This window comes from Micromonospora sp. D75, assembly GCF_018070405.1.
Lineage (GTDB): Bacteria > Actinomycetota > Actinomycetes > Mycobacteriales > Micromonosporaceae > Micromonospora > Micromonospora chalcea.
Map to the genome: position 1 here is coordinate 1 of NZ_JAGPXV010000056.1, position 16592 is coordinate 16592.

A 16592-nucleotide genomic window follows, 5' to 3' on the forward strand; every position below is an offset into this window, starting at 1 on the left:
CCCCGGCCCCGCCCCCCCACGCCCACGTGACCCGGGAAGGGGTACGGCTGATGGCACGCGAGGTGCACACGGTCGCGGTGATCGGCGCCGGCAAGATCGGTGAGCTGATGCTGTCCGGGCTGCTGCGCTCCGGCTGGCCGGTGGAGCGGCTGCTCGCCACCGCGCGCCGCCCGGCCCGGGCGAAGGAGCTGGCCGACCGCTACGGCGTACGTGTGGTGGACAACCTCACCGCGGTGACCGAGGCCGAGGTGCTCGCGGTGTCGGTCAAGCCGCAGGACGCCGCCGCGCTGCTGGACGAGATCGGCCCGAAGGTGCCGGCGGACAAGCTGGTCATCTCGCTGTGCGCCGGCCTGCCGACGGCGTTCTTCAACCGCCGGCTGCCAGAGGGCACCCCTGTGGTCCGGGTGATGACCAACACCCCGGCGCTCGTCGACCAGGCGATGAGCGCCATCTCGGCGGGCGCGTACGCCACCGGCGAGCACCTGGCCCTGGCGGAGGAGATGTTCTCCCCGCTCGGCTCGACCGTCCGGGTGCCCGAGTCGCAGCAGGACGCGGTCACCGCGCTCTCCGGCTCCGGCCCCGCCTACTTCGACCTGCTGGTCGAGGCCATGATCGACGCGGGGATCCTGCTCGGCCTGCCGCGCCAGGTGGCGCACGAGCTGATCGTGCAGACCGCGATCGGTTCGGCGGTGATGCTGCGCGACTCCGGCGAGCACCCGGTGAAGCTGCGCGAGGCGGTCACCTCGCCGGCCGGCACCACCATCTCCGCGGTCCGCGAGCTGGAGAACCACGGCGTACGCGCGGCCATGCTGGCGGCGCTGGAGGCGGCCCGGGACCGGGCCCGGGAACTCGCCGCCCAGGCGGACTGACGCTCAGCCGCGACGCGACGCCGGCCGCGGATGCCGCCGGAGCAGCAGGATCAGCACGGCCAGGGCGAGCGTCCCCCACAGTGGCACCCAGCGGGGCCGGTGCTGGGCGAGCGTGCCGACCGCGCCACCGACGCTGTAACTGACCAGGGCGAGCAGCCCGAGCAGGGTGCCCCGCCGGGCCCGGGCCCGGCCGGCGGCGGGGCCGAGCAGCCAGCGGGCGGCCCGCTCACCGGTCTTGGTCGTGGTGCCCGACTGGTAGGTGATCGGCGTGGCGATCCCCGTGGTACGGCTCGCCAGCGTGGTCAGGCTGCCCATGGCGGCCGCGCCGGCGGCGGCGAGCAGAACCCGGGACGCCGTGCCGTCCCGGCCGTACGCGAGCGCCAGGTTGAGCGCCGCCCAGACGATCATGGCGGCCTCGGTGACCGCGATGTCCACCAGCGGCGCCGACGTCGGCCCGGTGCGGCCGCGGAGCAGGCTGACCAGCCCGGCGGCGGTGGCGAACGCGACGATCGACGCCGCCGAGACGGGCCACGTGGAGTGCCCGCCGGCGGGCCCCATGCCGAGGAAGATGGCGTTTCCGGACTGGTTGGCGACGAACGCGCCGTATCGCAGGAACGCGAAGGAGTCCAGCGCGCCGGCGGTGACGACGGCGAGCACCAGCGCCGCGAGCGGGCGCCGGAACTCGCGGTAGGAGTCCGCGGGGTCGTACGGCGCCGACCGGTTCACCCGTCCCCCGTCCGTGTGCAGGAGCAGCCCCGGCAGTTTCGCTGTCGGGCCACCGCGGCGAACCTACTATATGTCGCATATGTAGGGTTTAGGGCGCTTCGCAACGCGGCGACCGAACGCGCGGCCGGCGGCTGGGGCGCCGGGTACCTGATCACGCAGTTCTTCCTGAGCCTGCTCGACGCGCTCGGTCGCTCGGGCGTGTTCGCGCTGATCGCCGCCGACTACGACCGGCGGCGGCGGGCGCACGCCGGTTCCTGAAATCTCCCTGAACGGCTGCGGCGCGACTAAACCGCTCTTACCGTGACGGAATAGCTGAAACCGTACAAAGCGTGCGGACGAAGGGATCGCGAAGTGCATCTCACGCCGAAGGAATTCGACAAGCTGACGATCCACTCGTTGGCGATGGTCGCCAACGCCCGCAAGGCGCGCGGGGTCAAGCTCAACCACCCCGAGGCCGTGGCGGTGATCTGCGCCGCGGCGCTCGAGGGCGCGCGCGAGGGCAAGACCGTCGAGGAGGTCATGAACGACGCCAGCCACGTGCTCACGGCCGACGACGTGATCCCCGGCGTGGCGGACATGATCCCGATGCTCCAGGTCGAAGCGGTGTTCACCGACGGGTCACGGCTGATCACCGTCCACTCACCCATCCAGTAGAGCAGCGACCGGAGGCCACGGTCTCCGGCAGAGCGGGGGCGACATGGCGAAGCAACACCCGGGACCGAACTCCAAGCACCTTCGGCCCATCGGCGGCTACAAGCTCAGCGACCAACCTCTGGAACTCAACGCCGGGCGGCCGGTGACCGAGGTGGTCGTGCACAACACCGGTGACCGGCCCATCCAGGTCGGCTCCCACTTCCACTTCTTCGAGGCCAACCGTTTCCTGGAGTTCGACCGCCCGGCGGCGTTCGGCAAGCGGCTGAACATCCCGGCCACGACCTCGATCCGGTTCGAGCCCGGCGACCGCAAGACAGTGCAACTGATCCCGTACGGCGGTTCCCAGCGGGTGTACGGCTTCAACGGACTGGTCCAGGGCTGGACCGGCGACGGGCCGATCCCCGGGTACCGGCCGGACCGGGCCGAGGCGCTCCACCAGGCCCAGACGCGCGGCTTCAAGACCACGTCGCAGGACCAGGACCAGGGCAAGGGTCAGGACCAAGGCAAGGGCAAGGGCAAGTAGCCCGCCACTCTCAGACGCGCCAGAGCTGGAGCGATAACGCATGAGTCAGATCTCACGGCAGGAATACGCCGGAATGTACGGCCCGACCACGGGCGACCAGATCCGGCTGGGTGACACCGACCTCTACATCGAGATCGAGAAGGACCTGCGGGTCCTCGGTGACGAGGTGATGTACGGCGGTGGCAAGACCCTGCGCGACGGCATGGGCAGTGCCAGCCAGGCCACCAGCGCCGAGGGCGTGGTGGATCTGGTGATCACCAACGTGACAATCGTCGACGCGCTGCTCGGCGTGGTCAAGGCGGACGTGGGGATCAAGGACGGCAGGATCGCCGGGATCGGCAAGGCCGGCAACCCCAACATCATGGACGGGGTTACCCCGGGCCTGGTGACCGGACCGGGCACCGACGCGATCTCCGGTGAGCACCTGATCCTGACCGCCGGCGGCATCGACGCGCACGTCCACCTGGTCACTCCGCAGCAGGTGTACGCCGCGCTCAGCAACGGCGTCACCACCCTCTGGGGCGGCGGCACCGGGCCCAGCGACAGCACCAACGGCGTCACCATCACGCCCGGCCCGTGGAACATCCACAACATGATGCGGGCCTTCGAGAACCTGCCGATCAACATCGGCCTGCTGGGCAAGGGCAACAGCAGCGGCCGGGCGCCACTGGTCGAGCAGATCATGGCCGGGGTGCCCAGCTTCAAGATCCACGAGGACTGGGGCGCGCCGCCCGCGGTGATCCGGTCCTGCCTGGCCGTCGCCGACGAGTACGACGTCCAGATCAGCATCCACACCGACACGCTCAACGAGAGCGGCTACATCGAGGACAGCATCGCCGCCTTCGAGGGCCGGACCATCCACACGTTCCACACCGAGGGTGCGGGCGGCGGGCACGCGCCGGACATCATCAAGGTCGCAGGCCAGATGAACGTCCTGCCCGCGTCGACCACGCCCACAGTGCCGTACGGCATCAACAGCCAGTCCGAGCTGTACGACATGATCATGGTCTGCCACAACTTCAACCCGAAGGTGCCCTCGGACGTCGCCTTCGTGGAGAGCCGGATCCGCACCGAGACCATCGCCGCCGAGGACGTGCTCCTCGACGAGGGCGTCATCTCGATGATGCAGAGCGACTCGCAGGCCATGGGCCGGGTGGGGGAGACCTGGCTGCGCACCGTCCAGCTCGCCGGGCAGATGAAGAACGCCCGCGGCAAGCTGGCCGAGGACTCCGACGCCAACGACAACTTCCGCGTCCTGCGCTACGTCGCCAAGATGACCATCAACCCGGCGATCACCCAGGGCGTCTCGCACGTCATCGGCTCGGTCAGCCCGGGCAAGCTCGCCGACCTGGTGCTCTGGGAGCCCGCGTTCTTCGGCACGAAGCCGAAGATGGTGCTCAAGGGCGGCATGATCGCCTGGTCGATCATGGGCGACCCGAACGCCTCGCTGCCCACCCCGCAGCCGGTCTACTACCGGCCCATGTTCGGCGCCACCGGCTCCCAGCTCGCCAAGAACTGCGTGACGTTCGTGTCCCGGGCCGCGCACGAATCCGGTGTGGCCGAACAGCTCGGCCTGCAACGGCAGGTCATGCCGGTCTACGGCTGCCGCAACCTGACCAAACGCGACATGGTGCGCAACGACCGTACGCCGAAGCTCGAGGTCGACCCGGAGACCTTCGCCGTGAAGATGGACGGCGTGCACGCCACGGTGCCGGCGGCCAAGAACCTCCCCCTCAGCCAGCTCTACTTCTTCAGCTGACCCGGCGCGGCACCCGCCCCCGGCCGGGCCGGCGGCGGGGTCGCGTGAAAGGAGAACACATGCTCGTCGAAACGGTACTCGGCAACGTGAACGAGCCGGCCTGGACCGAGCGGCTCCGGGAGGCCAAGGTCGACGACCTGGTCCTCGACCAGTGGGACGCCCAGAAGAGCCGGCTGCGCCGGACCACGAGCCTCGGCACCGAGCTGGCGCTGTCCCTGGCCCGCGGCGTACGGCTGCGCGACGGCGACGTGCTCGCCTGGGACGACGCCACGGCGACCGCTGTGGTGGCCCGGATCGCGCTCGGCGAGGTGATGGTCGTGCACCTCGACACGCTGCACGGCGAGTCGCTGGACATGGTGATCCGTTCCGCCGTCGAACTCGGCCACGCGATCGGCAACCAGCACTGGCCGGCGGTGGTGAAGGGCACCAAGATGTACGTCCCGCTGACTGTGGACCGCAAGGTCATGGACTCGGTGATGCGGACACACGCGTTCACCGGCCTCACCCACGAGTTCATCCCCGGCACCGAGATCATCGCGTACCTGGCCCCGCACGAGTCGCGGCGGCTGTTCGGCGGGGCCGACTCGACCCCGCACACGCACCTGCCCGCCGACCTGAACTGAGGGCCGGGGTGTCCACGGTGACCGAGGCCCTGAAGCTGCTCCAGTTCGGCGACTCGGTCTTCCCGGTCGGCGCGTTCTCCTTCTCCAACGGGCTGGAGACGGCGGTCGAGCACGGCGCGGTGCACGACCGGACCACGTTGCAGGAGTTCGTGCGGACGGTCACCCGTGCCGCCGCCACCGGTGACGGGGTGGCGCTGCTCGTGGCGCACCGCGCCGCGCGTGCCGGTGACCTCGACCGGATCCGGGCGGCCGACGAGGCCGTACACCTGCGCAAGATCAACGAGGAGACGCGGACGATGACCGTCCGCATGGGGCGCAAGCTGGCCGAGGCCGCCGAACGGGTGGTGGGGGAGTCCCTGCTGCGCAAGCGCGTCGCGGAGAGCGGCGGCGGCGTCCCGGTCACCTACCCGGTCGCGCTCGGCGTGCTCTTCGCCGAACTCGGCGTGGGCGAGGCGGACGCGTTCGCCGCCCACCAGTACGGCGCGGCCTCCATGGTGCTCGGCGCGGCGGTCCGGCTGATGCGGGTGGACCACCTCGACACCCAGTCGATCCTCTTCGCGGTGAACGAGCGGGTCGGCGAGGACTACGAGGAGGTGCGCACCGCCGGGCTGGACGACATGCAGAGCTTCGCGCCGCACCTCGACGTGCTGGCCGGCGCGCACCAGCACGCACACGTACGCATGTTCATGAGCTGAGCGCTCACCCACCTGAAGGGCTTCTTCGAAAATGAAATCAGCGAGTCGGATCGGCGTCGGCGGCCCGGTGGGCAGCGGCAAGACGGCCATCATCGAGGCCGTCGTGCCCCGCCTGGTCGAGCAGGGCCTGCGCATCCTGGTCATCACCAACGACGTGGTCACCACCGAGGACGCCAAGCACGTCCGCCGCGCCCTGACCGGCGTGCTGGTGGAGGAGCGCATCGTCGGCGTGGAGACCGGCGCCTGCCCGCACACCGCCGTCCGCGAGGACCCCAGCATGAACCTCGCGGCGGTGGAGGACATGGAGGCGCGGTTCCCGGACAGCGACGTCGTGCTCATCGAGAGCGGCGGGGACAACCTCACGCTCACGTTCAGCCCCGCGCTCGTCGACTACTTCATCTACGTGATCGACGTGGCGGCCGGCGACAAGATCCCGCGCAAGAACGGTCCGGGCATCTCCAAGTCCGACATCCTCGTGATCAACAAGACCGACCTGGCCCCGTACGTCGACGCCGACCTGGACGTGATGGCCCGCGACGCCGAGCTGATGCGCGGCGGCAAGCCGTTCGTGTTCACCAACTGCAAGACCGGCGAGGGCATCGACGACCTGGTGGACCTGGTCCGCCGCAACGCGCTGTTCGACGCCGAAGTGCTGGCATGACCACTCTGGACTCCGTCCGGGAACTCGCGCCGTACCAGGACCAGCCGGCGCAGCTGCCGGCCGCCGCGAACGGCAAGGTGGGCATCCTCCGGCTGGGGTTCGAGTGGCGCGAGGACCAGGACCGGACCATCCTGCGCGACGTCTTCCGGCAGTCGCCGCTGCTGGTGCAGCGCGCGCTGTACTGGGACGAGGAGATGCCGGGCCTGCCCTGCGTCATGATCCTCACCACCTCGGGCGGCGTGCTCCAGGGCGACCGGCTGCGCATCGACGTCGACCTGGGGCCGGGCGCGCAGGCGCACCTGGTCACCCAGGCCGCCACCAAGATCCAGGAGATGGACGCCAACTACGGCACCCAGACCCAGAGCTTCACCCTGGCGCAGGACGCCTACCTGGAGTTCCTGCCCGAGCCGGTGATCCCGTTCCGGCGCAGCCGGTTCGTCTCCGACACCGTGGTCCGGCTGCCGGAGACCGCGACAATGCTGTACGCCGAGGTGCTCCAGCCCGGCCGCAAGTACTACCGCGACGGCGAGATCTTCGCGTACGACCTGTTCTCCACCACGCTGCGGGCGCACCGGCCCGACGGACGCCCGTTGTTCGTGGAGAAGTTCGTCATCACTCCCGGCCGGTTCCCGGTGACGCGGATCGGCATGATGGACCGCTTCCACGTCTTCGGCAACGTCGTGCTGCTCACCGACCCGGACCGGGCGGCCCGGGTCTTCGAGCGGACCGCGACGCCGGTGTGGGACGAGCGGACACCGCTGGCCACCGCTGTCAGCCGACTGCCCAACGACGCCGGCCTGGTGTTCAAGGTGCTCGGGCAGGAGACCGAACCGGTCCGCGCCGCGGTACGCGCGTTCTGCACTGCCGCCCGCGAAGAGGTGACCGGCTGCACCTTCCCGCCGGTCTTCAGCTGGCGTTGAGGCGAGGAGAACAGCGGCATGGCCGACATCGGACGTGGCTGGCACCGGCTGGCCGACCGGAACCCGGCGGTCGGATTCGTCGACGCGAGCCTGCGCGGCGCCGCGCAGGTGGTGCTCCAGAACAATCCGCTCAGCGGCCTGCTCATCCTGATCGCGCTGGCCTGGGGCGCGTTCGAGAACGGGACGCCCCGGGTGTTCGGCGGCGGCGTGCTCGGCCTGGTCGTGGGCACCGCGACCGCGCTGGCGCTGCGGGTCGACATGTCCAGCTGGCGCAAGGGCCTGTTCGGCTTCAGCCCGCTGCTGACCGGCCTCGCGGTGCCCACGTTCCTCGACCAGCGCCCGCTGATGTGGCTCTACCTCGTGCTCGGCGCGATCGGCACGGTGGTGGTCACGCTCGCCCTCAACGCCGTGTTCAAACGCTGGAACCTGACCGCCTACACGTTCCCGTTCGTGCTCACGACCTGGTTCCTGCTGATGGCGGCGTACCAGTTCGACAGGTTCACGGTGCTCACCAAGCTGACCCCGAAGTTCCCCGGTGAGGGATCCCTGACCGGCGGCACGTTCGACTGGGGCCTCATCCCGGTCTTCTTCAAGGGCGTGTCCCAGGTCTACCTGATCGAGAGCTGGGTCACCGGCCTGCTCATCCTCGTCGCCCTGCTGATCAACTCCCGGTGGTCGGCGCTGTTCGCGGTGATCGGCGCTGTCGGCGCGACACTGCTGGCGCTCTGGTTCGGCGCCGACGGCGCGTCCCTGGACAAGGGGCTGTTCGCCTTCAACGCGGTGCTGACCGCGATCGTGGTGGGCGCTGTGGCGCACCGTCCCGGCGCACTGGTCACCGTCTACACGCTGTTCGGTATCGCGCTGACGCTGTTCGTGCAGATGGCGCTGACCACCATGCTCACCCCGCTCGGCATCCCGGTGCTCACCGGGCCGTTCAACATCGCCACCTGGCTGTTGCTGCTGCCGGACCGGCACTTCGCGCCGGTGCCCAACCACGAACGGGTCAAGGACACCTTCCTGCACACCGTCCGCGACTCCGTCCACCTGCGAGAGAAGGAGGGAAACCGTGTCCGCTCCGAACGCGGGTGACACCGCCTGGGTGCTCGTCTGCGCCGGCCTGGTCCTGTTCATGACACCGGGGCTCGCCGCGTTCTACGGCGGCATGGTCCGCACCCGCAACGTCCTGGCGATGCTGCAGCAGAACATGATCGCGTTGGGCGTGGTCAGTCTGACCTGGGTGCTCGTCGGCTACACCATCGCCTTCGGCGACGACGCCGGCAGCGGACTGTTCGGCAACCTGGAACTGTTCGGGCTCGCCGACCTGAAGGTGCCGCCCGCGCCCAACCTGCACGTGGTCGACGGCCGGATCACCATCCCGACGCTGGCGTTCGTACTGTTCCAGATGATGTTCGCGGTGATCACGCCGGCGCTCGTCACCGGCGCCACCGCGGGCCGGCTGCGTTTCGGCGGCTGGGTGCTGTTCCTCGCGGTCTGGTCGGTGGTGGTCTACGCGCCGATCGCGCACTGGCTCTGGCATCCCGGCGGATGGCTGGCGAAGTTCGGCACCCAGGACTGGGCCGGCGGGCTCGTCGTGCACGCCAGCGCCGGCGCCGCCGTCCTCGCCGTCCTGCTCGTCGTCGGCCGCCGCCGGAACTGGCCGCACACCGCCGCGCCACCCAACTCGATCCCGCTGACCATCGTCGGCGCCGGCATCCTCTGGTTCGGCTGGTTCGGCTTCAACGGCGGCGACGGCCTGCAGGCCAACGGCCTGGCCGCCCAGGCCGTCCTCAACACGCACCTGGCCGCCGCCGCGGCCATGCTCGTCTGGCTGGCGCTGGAACGCCTCACCGACGGACACAGCACCGTCGTGGGCGCGGTCTCCGGCGCGGTCGCGGGCCTGGCCACAGTCACCCCGACCGCCGGGTACGTCAACGCGGCCTCGGCCGTCGCGATCGGCGCGCTGGCCGGCCTGGTCTGCCACTTCGCGCTGAAACTGAAGTACCTGCTGCGCCTCGACGACGCGCTCGACGTGCTCGCCGTGCACTTCGTCGGCGGCATGCTCGGCACGCTCCTGCTCGGCCTGTTCGGCAACCGCGGCGTCAACCCGCTCGGCGCGGACGGGCTGTTCCTCGGCGGCGGGGGCGGCCTGCTGTGGCGCCAGCTCGTCGGTGTGGTGAGCGTCGTCGCGTTCTCCTTCGTCCTGACCTGGCTGATCGCCGCCGGGGTGCAGGCACTCATCGGCCTGCGCGTGCCGCTCGCCGACCAGGAACGCCTGGACCAGGCGCAACAGGGCGCCGACGCCTACCACCTGGGCGGGGTCACCAGCCTGACCGCGCCGGGCGCGCCCCGCCGCCGTGCCGCGGCGGCACCGGCCGGCGAACCAGCCGTGCCACCAGGCCAGCGGGTACGGGTGGTCACCGCGCTGCTGGAACCGGACCCGGCGGCGAACAGCGCCGACCTGCGCGACGCGCTGCTGCGCGCGGGCGCGATCTCGGTGATCGTCAGCGACGCCGCCGTGGCGACGACGACACCGCAAGCGAGCCTGCTGCCGCGTGGTTACTGGCAGGACCAGCCCCTCGCCGCCCGGCTGCGGGTCACGGTGCTGGTGGGTGCGGACGGGGTGGCGGCGGTGCTGGATGAACTGGACCGGATGGGGGCCAGGCGGAGCGACACGTTCGTGCAGGAAGCGGAACGCGTCCAGTCCTGACGGTCCGTCGACCGATGCCGGCGGACAGCTCACCGGAGAAAGTCACGACAGGCCCTCGTGACCTGTGTGGGATCGTTCTGGTGCCACTCAATCAACAGCGGCTGATGCCCTGAGGACCGGAATGGAGCCGATCTTCTGGGAGCTGAGGCTTTCCCAGCCTCACCGGAAGTTGAGCCTTGTCCGGGTTGGACTTGATGACGCGGGCGCTGCGCCAAGCGTCATGCGCCGTAAGCCGTTCTGCGGCCCGCTTGGCTCCAACGAAGTCGGGGATGCGCCCGTACGCGCCAGGGGGTAGCGCCTGGGCAGCCTGTTCCAACCGTGACCAAATGGTCTCACGCACCTCGCATTTCGCCTCATCGATGTCCATGTGGCCCTCTCATGACGAGTCAGAGCGAGCGCCCCGGGCGACCTCTGCCACAGTCGTCATCGGCTCACGCCGTCTCGTTCTCCCGCAGGTGCGGCAACATCTGACCGACCAGCCCAGGGGTGATCGCGAGGGTAGTCGTCGACTCGGCGCTGTACTCGGCCCCACTGATGTCGACGACGACGGCTCCCGCCTCACGGGCGATGGCCACCCCGGCTGTCATGTCCCAGGTGTGGTTGGAGAGGGTGATGGCGGCGTCGATCTTCCCCTCCGCCAACCAGACGAGATCCACTGCGGCTGATCCACTCATCCGCACGCGCTGCACCGTCGCGGCAAGCCGCGCCATAAGTGCCAGCCGGATCCGATTCTTGTTCGCGGCATCCGCTCCGACGGCGAAATCGCCGATCCCTACGACGGCTTCGTCCAGGCTGGTGGTGTCGCTCACCTTGACCGGATCGCCGTTCGCGAATGCCCCACAACCTTCGGCGGCCCAGTATCGAGCACCGAGGAAGGGTAGGTCCACGACGCCGAGGGCTGGACGTGTTCCGTGGAGTAAGCCGAGGGAGATGCCGCACAAGGGGATACCGCGCACGAAATTGATCGTTCCGTCGACCGGATCAAGCGTCCACTGCAAATCCCCGGTGCCGCTGACTCCCTCCTCCTCCCCGAGAAAGGCGATGCCGGGTGTCGCATCGCGCAGGAACGATCGAAGGTCTCGCTCAATCGCGTAGTCGACATCCGAGACGAGATCGCGGTCGCCTTTACTGGTAGAGGTGACCGGTGCCTGGCGGCGCATGAAGGTGGCTGCCCGACCAACAGCATCGAGGGCGACCGGCAGCAGCTCACGGTACGAGGTCACAGTTGCCGGCTCCGCTCCCACTGAGAGTCGAAAATCTGCTCATACACCGGGTACAACCCCGTCGTGGGTTCTCGGCGTCGCATCACGAAGGTCGGAGAGTCGACCCCTCGGCTCGCGGGCAGGTATGCCTGGGCAAGGCAGAGGTCGTCGATGAGGAGCACGTTGAACCGAAGCGTCTCGTCGTAGAGGGCGAGCTGCACGTTGCCGTACAGGTCGCCCGACAGGCGGTCACGCACCCGCAACATCGTCTCGATGTTGAGCTTCGTCAGTGCCGCGAGCTGGCCGGCCGGGAAGCTCTCCTCACGTTCCCTGGCTTGGATCGCCGAGCCGTCAGGATCCAGGAACAGGCATCGGACCTGTGCGCCGCCTTCGATGAGCTGACGCCAGCGGTGATCGGGGTAGTGCTGGCACAGCAGGTTCAGGGAGAGTCCCATCGCTCGAACCTTTCGGGCGCCGTCCAGGATGCGATCCGCAGGCAGGTGCGCAGAGAGCTCCGCCCGATTGCGGAAAACCGCCGTGACGTCCGCTATTGAGGTGCCACCGTTCCCTTCCGCCTGGATATCGGCAGCACCTTGCCGCAGCTCGGCGGCATCTGCCAATCCCAAGCCTGACCGGAATCGCCGATGAACCTCGTTCCCCGCCCGCGCGAGCGCGGTGTCGAGCGCGGCCTGGATCTCCGGTCGAGGTTGCACCGCCTCCCGGCCGGCCTCCCACTTCGAGACGGTGCGCTCGCTGACGCCGAGGTGTTCGGCGAAGTCGCGGATGCTCATTCGCAGCGCGTGCCGCAGCATCCGGGTCTCCCGGCCGGTCCACTTCTGCACGGTCGTCATCGGCTCGCCTCCGAGTGCGTCGAGACCGGCCGCCAGCAGCTTAGCGACTCGACTTCAGAGCTGGTACAGCGCAAGTGCAGAGCGTAGTCGTACCCGATGAGCCGCAAGCTGGCGAGGGTGGACGCATGGCCCGGGGCGGGTGCTGGGCTCCGGCGGGGCGTCACCCGAGCGCGTCCGCCGTCCCCGCCCGCCCCGGTGCCGCTCCGACTCTCGACGGAAGGGCTCTTCATGGCGGCGGTGCTGGACGACTTCCCGGTGCTCACCCCGGTCAGCGACGAGGACGTGGTGTTGGCCGTACGCGCGGTGGCGGTGCATGTGCCGGAGCGGTGGCCGGCGGGTCCACTGTGTCGCAGTGAGCGGGTGCCGCATCCGTGCCGGCTGGCCCGCTGGGGCCGCAGCACGCTACGGGCGGCCGGGCTCACCGAGGAGCGCGTGGACGAGTTGGTCGCCGCCGGCGACCCGGGCGCCTGGCCGTGGGCGTGACCGGGCTCGGGGCGTACCCGACGGAGAGCTGGCCCGGGTCGGCGGCGGTGCGTGAGGCGGTGGCCCGGTGGCTGCGGCTGGTGGCGGCGGACGCGGAGCTGGCGCCGTACCTCGTCGGGGTTGATCGGGCCCGGCTCGCCGGACACCTGGCGCTCACCCTCACGGTGGCGCTCGGCGGACCGGCGGGCGACATCGCCCGGCCAACGGCCGAGGCATGGCGCGGCCTGGGCCTGACCGAGGCGCAGCACCGCCGCGTGGTCGACTACCTGGCCGGGGTGCTCTGGGCGCTCGACGTGCCGGCAGGCTCGGTGACAGCGGCCCGGCGGGCCTTCTCGGACGAGGCCGGCTGGTGACCGCCGCCCTCGCCGCGTCGTGGTCCGTCACCATGCGGTACGCCCGCGAGGCAGCCGACCACTTCTGGTGCGCGGTCGAGGAGCGCTGCCCCGGGACGCTGCCGGAGCGGGAGGCGGCGGTGTTCCTCGCCGCATTCGGACGGCTGGTCAGCGGTGGCGACGACCCGGCCGGTCGGGCGGCGTTGTTGACCGTGCTCGGCCGGGCCTGTCGCCGCTACCGGCTGCTGCCGCACCAGCTCACCGTCGAGGCCGCGCTCGTCGCGACGGTGTCCCGGCAGGCGAGGTTGACACCGGAACTGGTGGCGGCCTGGGCAGGGGCCGCCCGGCGGGCCACGGCGGCGGTGAGCCGTGCGGTCGAGCAGGCCGACGACGGCCCGCCCTGGTGGCCGGCGCAGGTCGTCGACCACGACCGGGCCGCCGACGGCATCGCCGTGGTGACCGTGCGCCCCTGGCGCCGCCTGACGTTCCGGCCCGGCCAGGCGCTGCCCGTCTGCGCCGAGCGCCGGCCCGGCCGGTGGCGCTGGTACTCGCCGGCCAACGCTCCGCGCGCCGACGGCACCATCGAACTCCACGTCCGTGCCGTCGCCGCCGTCTCCCGCACGCTCGTGCACCGGGTACGCCCCGGTGACCGGATCTGGCTCGGCCCGCCCCGGTCGACCGGCCTGACCCTCGACCCGGCGTCGAAGGCGGACCTGCTGCTCGTCGCCGGGGGGACCGGGCTGGCGCCGCTGCGCGCCCTGGTCGAGCAGGTCGCCGCCGCGCCGGCCGGTCGCCGGGTCACAGTGGTGGTCGGCGCCCGTACCCTCGCCGACCTCTACGACCCGATCAGCCTCGACAAGCTTCAGAGCAGCAACGACTGGCTGACCGTCGTGCCCGCGTTCTCGCACGATCCGGTGGCGGAGGCGGGAGAGCAGGGTGATGCGCTCACCGTCGCGCTCGACCACTGGCGACCCGGCCAGGAGGTCTACCTGTGCGGGCCACCGTTGATGGTGGCCGGGTCGCGGCTGCGCTTGCTCGCCGGTGGGGTGCCGGCCGAGCGGATCCACCTGCCGGACGGGTTCGGCGTCTGATGGGCGTCTATCACAGCCGCAACGCGCTGGCCGGCCCGCTCACCGCGGACCGGCTCAGCGCCGTCGAGCTGCCCCGCACGTCACTGGGGCGGCGCGGTTACCGGACCGACGACGTCGACGCGCTGTTGCACCGGCTCGCCTACGAACTGGGGGAGCGGATCCGGCTGCTCGACGACGCCCGGGACGAGAACGACCGCATCAAGCGGGCCCTGCGCGCCTGGCAGGCCGAGGTGCGGGAGGCTGCCGGTGTCGTCTGGTCTCCCGCGGCCATTCCAGGCGCACCGTCTCGTCCCGGCCCCGACGGTCGACGTGCGGGTGAGCGGTGACCCGGACGACACCGGTCGTGCCGCATACTGGCCCGGTGTTCACTCTCGCCCAGGCGCGACACCTGGTGGCCACGCTGCGGCCGCGCGTCGACGAGCTGATCCGGCTGCGGGCCGACCTGGCCGAGCTGCGTGTCGATCTGGCCGACCACGGCGTCAGCGCGCTCGGCGGGCTCGCCGAGGTGAAGGCCCTGGAGGCGCGGCTGCACGTGGTGGTGGACGAGTTCCACCAGCACGACATCGCGGTCAAGGGGATCGCCCCGGTGCTGCTCGACTTCCCCGGTGAGCGCGACGGCCGGGCGGTGCTGTGGTGCTGGCTGGAGGGGGACACCGACATCCGGTGGTACCACCGGGTCGAGTGCGGATTCGCCGGCCGCCGTCCGGTCTGAGCCGGCCTGTGGGTGACGCGCGCCGGGCGGTGCCGTCCGACGCCGACGAGCTGGTGCGGCTGCGCGGGCTGATGCTCGCCGGAATGAGCGGCGCGCCGACGCCGCCGGGCCGCTGGCAGGACGTGGCCCGGGACAATCTGCGCGCCTGGCTGGCCGAGCCGGACCCGTGGCTGGCCGCAGCGCACTGCTGGCCTGGTTCCGGGACCGGGGCGTGCGCCGGGTCGACCTGCGGGCCTCGGCGGCCGGTCGGCCGCTCTACCGTGCCCTGGGTTTCCGGGAGACCGCCGACCCGGCGATGCGCCTGACGTTCCCGGCGGAACAATCCTTCATCCCGCTCCGCGAGACCGGCAACGATTTGTAGGCGTAAGTCGCTATGCGCGCTGAACCGCAAATCGGTGATCTTCCATGCGCCGTGATCTTATTGATATCTATCTCTCACCACCACTTCACGCCCCCAGGAGTGCGACGTGCGGAGATCCCGTCTTGCCACCCTCGCCCTGACCCTGGCCGCCTCGGTCGGGGTCACTCTGTCTCTGGCCGCCCCCGCCCAGGCGGCCCCGTCCGACCGCTACGTCGCGCTCGGCGACTCGTACGCCTCCGGCGTCGGCGCCGACAGCTACACGTCCGAGAGCGGTAACTGCCTACGCAGCACGAACGCCTACCCGGCGCTCTACAACGCCAACATCAAGCCGGCGTCGTACCGATCGGTGGCCTGCTCCGGCGCCACCACGGCCGACGTCATCAACAGCCAGCTCTCCGCGCTCTCCTCGACCACCACGCTGGTCAGCGTCACCGTGGGCGGCAACGACGTGGGCTTCGCCAACATCATGAGCACCTGTGTGCTCCAGGGGGAGACCCAGTGCGTGGCGGCAGTGCAGTCCGCCATGAACGTCGCCCGCACCTCGATGCCCGGCCGGCTCGCCAACGTCTACAACGGCATCAAGAGCCGCTCGCCCTCGGCCCGCGTCGTGGTGGTCGGCTACCCGGTCTTCTACCAGCTCGGCACGACCTGCGTCGGGCTCAGCGCCACGTCCCGGGCGAAGATCAACGAGGGCATCAACCTGCTCGACGACATCACCCGCACGGCCGCCGTCTCGGCCGGCTTCAAATTCGCCGACGTCCGCTCCATCTTCGTCGGCCACCAGCTGTGCAGCGGCGGGACCAAGTGGCTGCACGCGCTCAACGTGCTGAGCCTGAGCAAGTCGTACCACCCGACGGCGGCCGGGCAGTCCGGCGGCTACTACCCGGTCTTCCGGTCCGCCGCCGGCTGACCCGGTCCGCGGCAGCGGCACGCCTCCCCGCGGGGGCGTGCCGCTTCGCAGTGCCCGGCGGCGGTGTGCCCGTCAGGCCGGCAGGACCTTCTCGATCGCCGCGCGCAGCTCGGGCGAGTCCGGCGTGACCTGCGGGGCGAACCGGGCGGCCACTGTCCCGTCCGGGGCGACGAGGAACTTCTCGAAGTTCCAGCGCACGTCGCCGGTGTGCCCCTCGGCGTCCGGCGTGGACACCAGTTCGGCGTAGAGCGGGTGCCGGTCCGGCCCGTTGACGTCGACCTTCTCCGTCAGCGGGAACGTCACGCCGTAGTTGACCTGGCAGAACTCCTCGATTTCGGCGGCGCTGCCCGGCTCCTGGCCGGCGAACTGGTTGCACGGCACCCCGAGCACCGTGAGCCCGCGCCCGGCGTACGTGTCGGCGAGTTCCTGAAGGCCCGCGTACTGCGGGGTGAGGCCGCAGCGGGAGGCCACGTTGACCACGAGCAGGGCGCGGCCACGGTAGCGGCCGAGGTC

At 70.7% G+C, this 16592-nt stretch carries 22 protein-coding genes; 18 read left to right on the forward strand and 4 right to left on the reverse strand.

The genetic code is table 11. The annotated features are described in order from the left end of the window. Positions 1-50: 50 nt before the first annotated feature. Positions 51-869 carry a pyrroline-5-carboxylate reductase gene (proC, locus tag KBX39_RS05800; protein WP_210869480.1) on the forward strand — a complete coding sequence of 273 codons (819 nt, stop codon included), beginning with the start codon at positions 51-53 and terminating at the stop codon, positions 867-869. Between the two features lie 3 nt (positions 870-872). On the opposite strand, the gene KBX39_RS05805 is transcribed toward proC, so the two are convergent. Further along, positions 873-1595, reverse strand: coding sequence for a YoaK family protein (locus KBX39_RS05805; RefSeq protein WP_223201362.1), 723 nt, complete (start codon positions 1593-1595; stop codon positions 873-875). 15 nt (positions 1596-1610) lie between these two features. On the opposite strand from KBX39_RS05805, the gene KBX39_RS05810 reads away from it, so the two are divergent. The 10 genes from KBX39_RS05810 (at position 1611) to KBX39_RS05855 (ending at position 10137) form a co-directional block, all read left to right on the forward strand. Continuing rightward, complete coding sequence (locus tag KBX39_RS05810; RefSeq protein WP_210869484.1) at positions 1611-1853, forward strand: hypothetical protein; 243 nt, start codon at positions 1611-1613, stop codon at positions 1851-1853. Positions 1854-1946: 93 nt separating this feature from the next. Then, positions 1947-2249: an urease subunit gamma gene (locus KBX39_RS05815; RefSeq protein WP_013287657.1), complete on the forward strand. Its 303-nt coding sequence runs from the start codon at positions 1947-1949 to the stop codon at positions 2247-2249. Positions 2250-2292: 43 nt separating this feature from the next. Continuing rightward, the gene (locus tag KBX39_RS05820; RefSeq protein ID WP_043329420.1) at positions 2293-2772 is read left to right on the forward strand and encodes an urease subunit beta; all 480 of its coding nucleotides are present in this window, start codon (positions 2293-2295) and stop codon (positions 2770-2772) included. Between the two features lie 40 nt (positions 2773-2812). Beyond that, positions 2813-4531 carry an urease subunit alpha gene (locus KBX39_RS05825; protein ID WP_043329421.1) on the forward strand — a complete coding sequence of 573 codons (1719 nt, stop codon included), beginning with the start codon at positions 2813-2815 and terminating at the stop codon, positions 4529-4531. Positions 4532-4590: 59 nt separating this feature from the next. Beyond that, complete coding sequence (ureE, locus tag KBX39_RS05830) at positions 4591-5154, forward strand: urease accessory protein UreE (RefSeq protein ID WP_013475749.1); 564 nt, start codon at positions 4591-4593, stop codon at positions 5152-5154. Positions 5155-5171: 17 nt separating this feature from the next. Further along, positions 5172-5849, forward strand: a complete 678-nt coding sequence (locus tag KBX39_RS05835) for an urease accessory protein UreF (protein ID WP_309228073.1) — start codon at positions 5172-5174, stop codon at positions 5847-5849. A 31-nt stretch (positions 5850-5880) separates the two neighbouring features. Beyond that, positions 5881-6510, forward strand: a complete 630-nt coding sequence (ureG, locus tag KBX39_RS05840; protein WP_013287653.1) for an urease accessory protein UreG — start codon at positions 5881-5883, stop codon at positions 6508-6510. Further along, a complete protein-coding gene (locus KBX39_RS05845) occupies positions 6507-7430 on the forward strand; it encodes an urease accessory protein UreD (RefSeq protein ID WP_210869472.1) in 924 nt (307 codons plus the stop codon). Before ureG ends, KBX39_RS05845 begins: the two co-directional genes overlap by 4 nt. 18 nt (positions 7431-7448) lie before the next feature. After that, positions 7449-8519, forward strand: a complete 1071-nt coding sequence (gene yut, locus KBX39_RS05850) for an urea transporter (protein WP_187693120.1) — start codon at positions 7449-7451, stop codon at positions 8517-8519. Next, positions 8497-10137 (forward strand): ammonium transporter, encoded by a 1641-nt coding sequence (locus KBX39_RS05855; RefSeq protein ID WP_210869474.1) that lies wholly within the window; start codon positions 8497-8499, stop codon positions 10135-10137. Before yut ends, KBX39_RS05855 begins: the two co-directional genes overlap by 23 nt. Before the next feature lie 431 nt (positions 10138-10568). Here the strand turns inward: KBX39_RS05855 and KBX39_RS05860 are convergent, their stop codons facing one another. Then, a complete protein-coding gene (locus KBX39_RS05860) occupies positions 10569-11360 on the reverse strand; it encodes an inositol monophosphatase family protein (protein ID WP_043329424.1) in 792 nt (263 codons plus the stop codon). Next, on the reverse strand, positions 11357-12190 hold the full coding sequence (locus tag KBX39_RS05865; RefSeq protein ID WP_051611420.1) for a DUF5919 domain-containing protein: 834 nt from the start codon (positions 12188-12190) through the stop codon (positions 11357-11359). The genes KBX39_RS05860 and KBX39_RS05865 overlap by 4 nt, the downstream gene beginning before the upstream one ends. A 195-nt stretch (positions 12191-12385) precedes the next feature. Here KBX39_RS05865 and KBX39_RS05870 point away from each other — a divergent pair, with 195 nt between their 5' ends. The 7 genes from KBX39_RS05870 (at position 12386) to KBX39_RS05900 (ending at position 16079) form a co-directional block, all read left to right on the forward strand. Continuing rightward, on the forward strand, positions 12386-12673 hold the full coding sequence (locus KBX39_RS05870) for a hypothetical protein (RefSeq protein ID WP_312246328.1): 288 nt from the start codon (positions 12386-12388) through the stop codon (positions 12671-12673). Continuing rightward, positions 12670-13026, forward strand: coding sequence for a hypothetical protein (locus KBX39_RS05875; protein WP_069089129.1), 357 nt, complete (start codon positions 12670-12672; stop codon positions 13024-13026). Before KBX39_RS05870 ends, KBX39_RS05875 begins: the two co-directional genes overlap by 4 nt. After that, the gene (locus KBX39_RS05880; protein ID WP_231915394.1) at positions 13023-14096 is read left to right on the forward strand and encodes an FAD-binding oxidoreductase; all 1074 of its coding nucleotides are present in this window, start codon (positions 13023-13025) and stop codon (positions 14094-14096) included. Before KBX39_RS05875 ends, KBX39_RS05880 begins: the two co-directional genes overlap by 4 nt. Continuing rightward, the gene (locus KBX39_RS05885; protein ID WP_209962696.1) at positions 14096-14422 is read left to right on the forward strand and encodes a DivIVA domain-containing protein; all 327 of its coding nucleotides are present in this window, start codon (positions 14096-14098) and stop codon (positions 14420-14422) included. Before KBX39_RS05880 ends, KBX39_RS05885 begins: the two co-directional genes overlap by 1 nt. Positions 14423-14457: 35 nt before the next feature. Then, complete coding sequence (locus KBX39_RS05890) at positions 14458-14808, forward strand: DUF2203 domain-containing protein (protein WP_018785307.1); 351 nt, start codon at positions 14458-14460, stop codon at positions 14806-14808. 8 nt (positions 14809-14816) lie between these two features. Next, positions 14817-15113: a hypothetical protein gene (locus KBX39_RS05895; RefSeq protein WP_210869476.1), complete on the forward strand. Its 297-nt coding sequence runs from the start codon at positions 14817-14819 to the stop codon at positions 15111-15113. 162 nt (positions 15114-15275) lie between these two features. Beyond that, complete coding sequence (locus KBX39_RS05900; RefSeq protein ID WP_043329427.1) at positions 15276-16079, forward strand: SGNH/GDSL hydrolase family protein; 804 nt, start codon at positions 15276-15278, stop codon at positions 16077-16079. A gap of 72 nt (positions 16080-16151) precedes the next feature. Here the strand turns inward: KBX39_RS05900 and KBX39_RS05905 are convergent. Continuing rightward, positions 16152-16592, reverse strand: a 441-nt coding sequence (locus tag KBX39_RS05905; protein ID WP_210869478.1) for a glutathione peroxidase, incomplete at its 5' end; no start/stop codon positions are given.

Excerpts from the sequence above, each read along its gene's own strand:
- proC (WP_210869480.1), top strand. The coding sequence starts at position 51 with ATGGCACGCGAGGTGCACACGGTCGCGGTGATCGGCGCCGGCAAGATC.
- KBX39_RS05820 (WP_043329420.1), top strand. The coding sequence starts at position 2,293 with ATGGCGAAGCAACACCCGGGACCGAACTCCAAGCACCTTCGGCCCATC.
- KBX39_RS05825 (WP_043329421.1), top strand. The coding sequence starts at position 2,813 with ATGAGTCAGATCTCACGGCAGGAATACGCCGGAATGTACGGCCCGACC.
- ureE (WP_013475749.1), top strand. The coding sequence starts at position 4,591 with ATGCTCGTCGAAACGGTACTCGGCAACGTGAACGAGCCGGCCTGGACC.
- ureG (WP_013287653.1), top strand. The coding sequence starts at position 5,881 with ATGAAATCAGCGAGTCGGATCGGCGTCGGCGGCCCGGTGGGCAGCGGC.
- KBX39_RS05845 (WP_210869472.1), top strand. The coding sequence starts at position 6,507 with ATGACCACTCTGGACTCCGTCCGGGAACTCGCGCCGTACCAGGACCAG.
- yut (WP_187693120.1), top strand. The coding sequence starts at position 7,449 with ATGGCCGACATCGGACGTGGCTGGCACCGGCTGGCCGACCGGAACCCG.
- KBX39_RS05865 (WP_051611420.1), bottom strand. The coding sequence starts at position 12,190 with ATGACGACCGTGCAGAAGTGGACCGGCCGGGAGACCCGGATGCTGCGG.
- KBX39_RS05885 (WP_209962696.1), top strand. The coding sequence starts at position 14,096 with ATGGGCGTCTATCACAGCCGCAACGCGCTGGCCGGCCCGCTCACCGCG.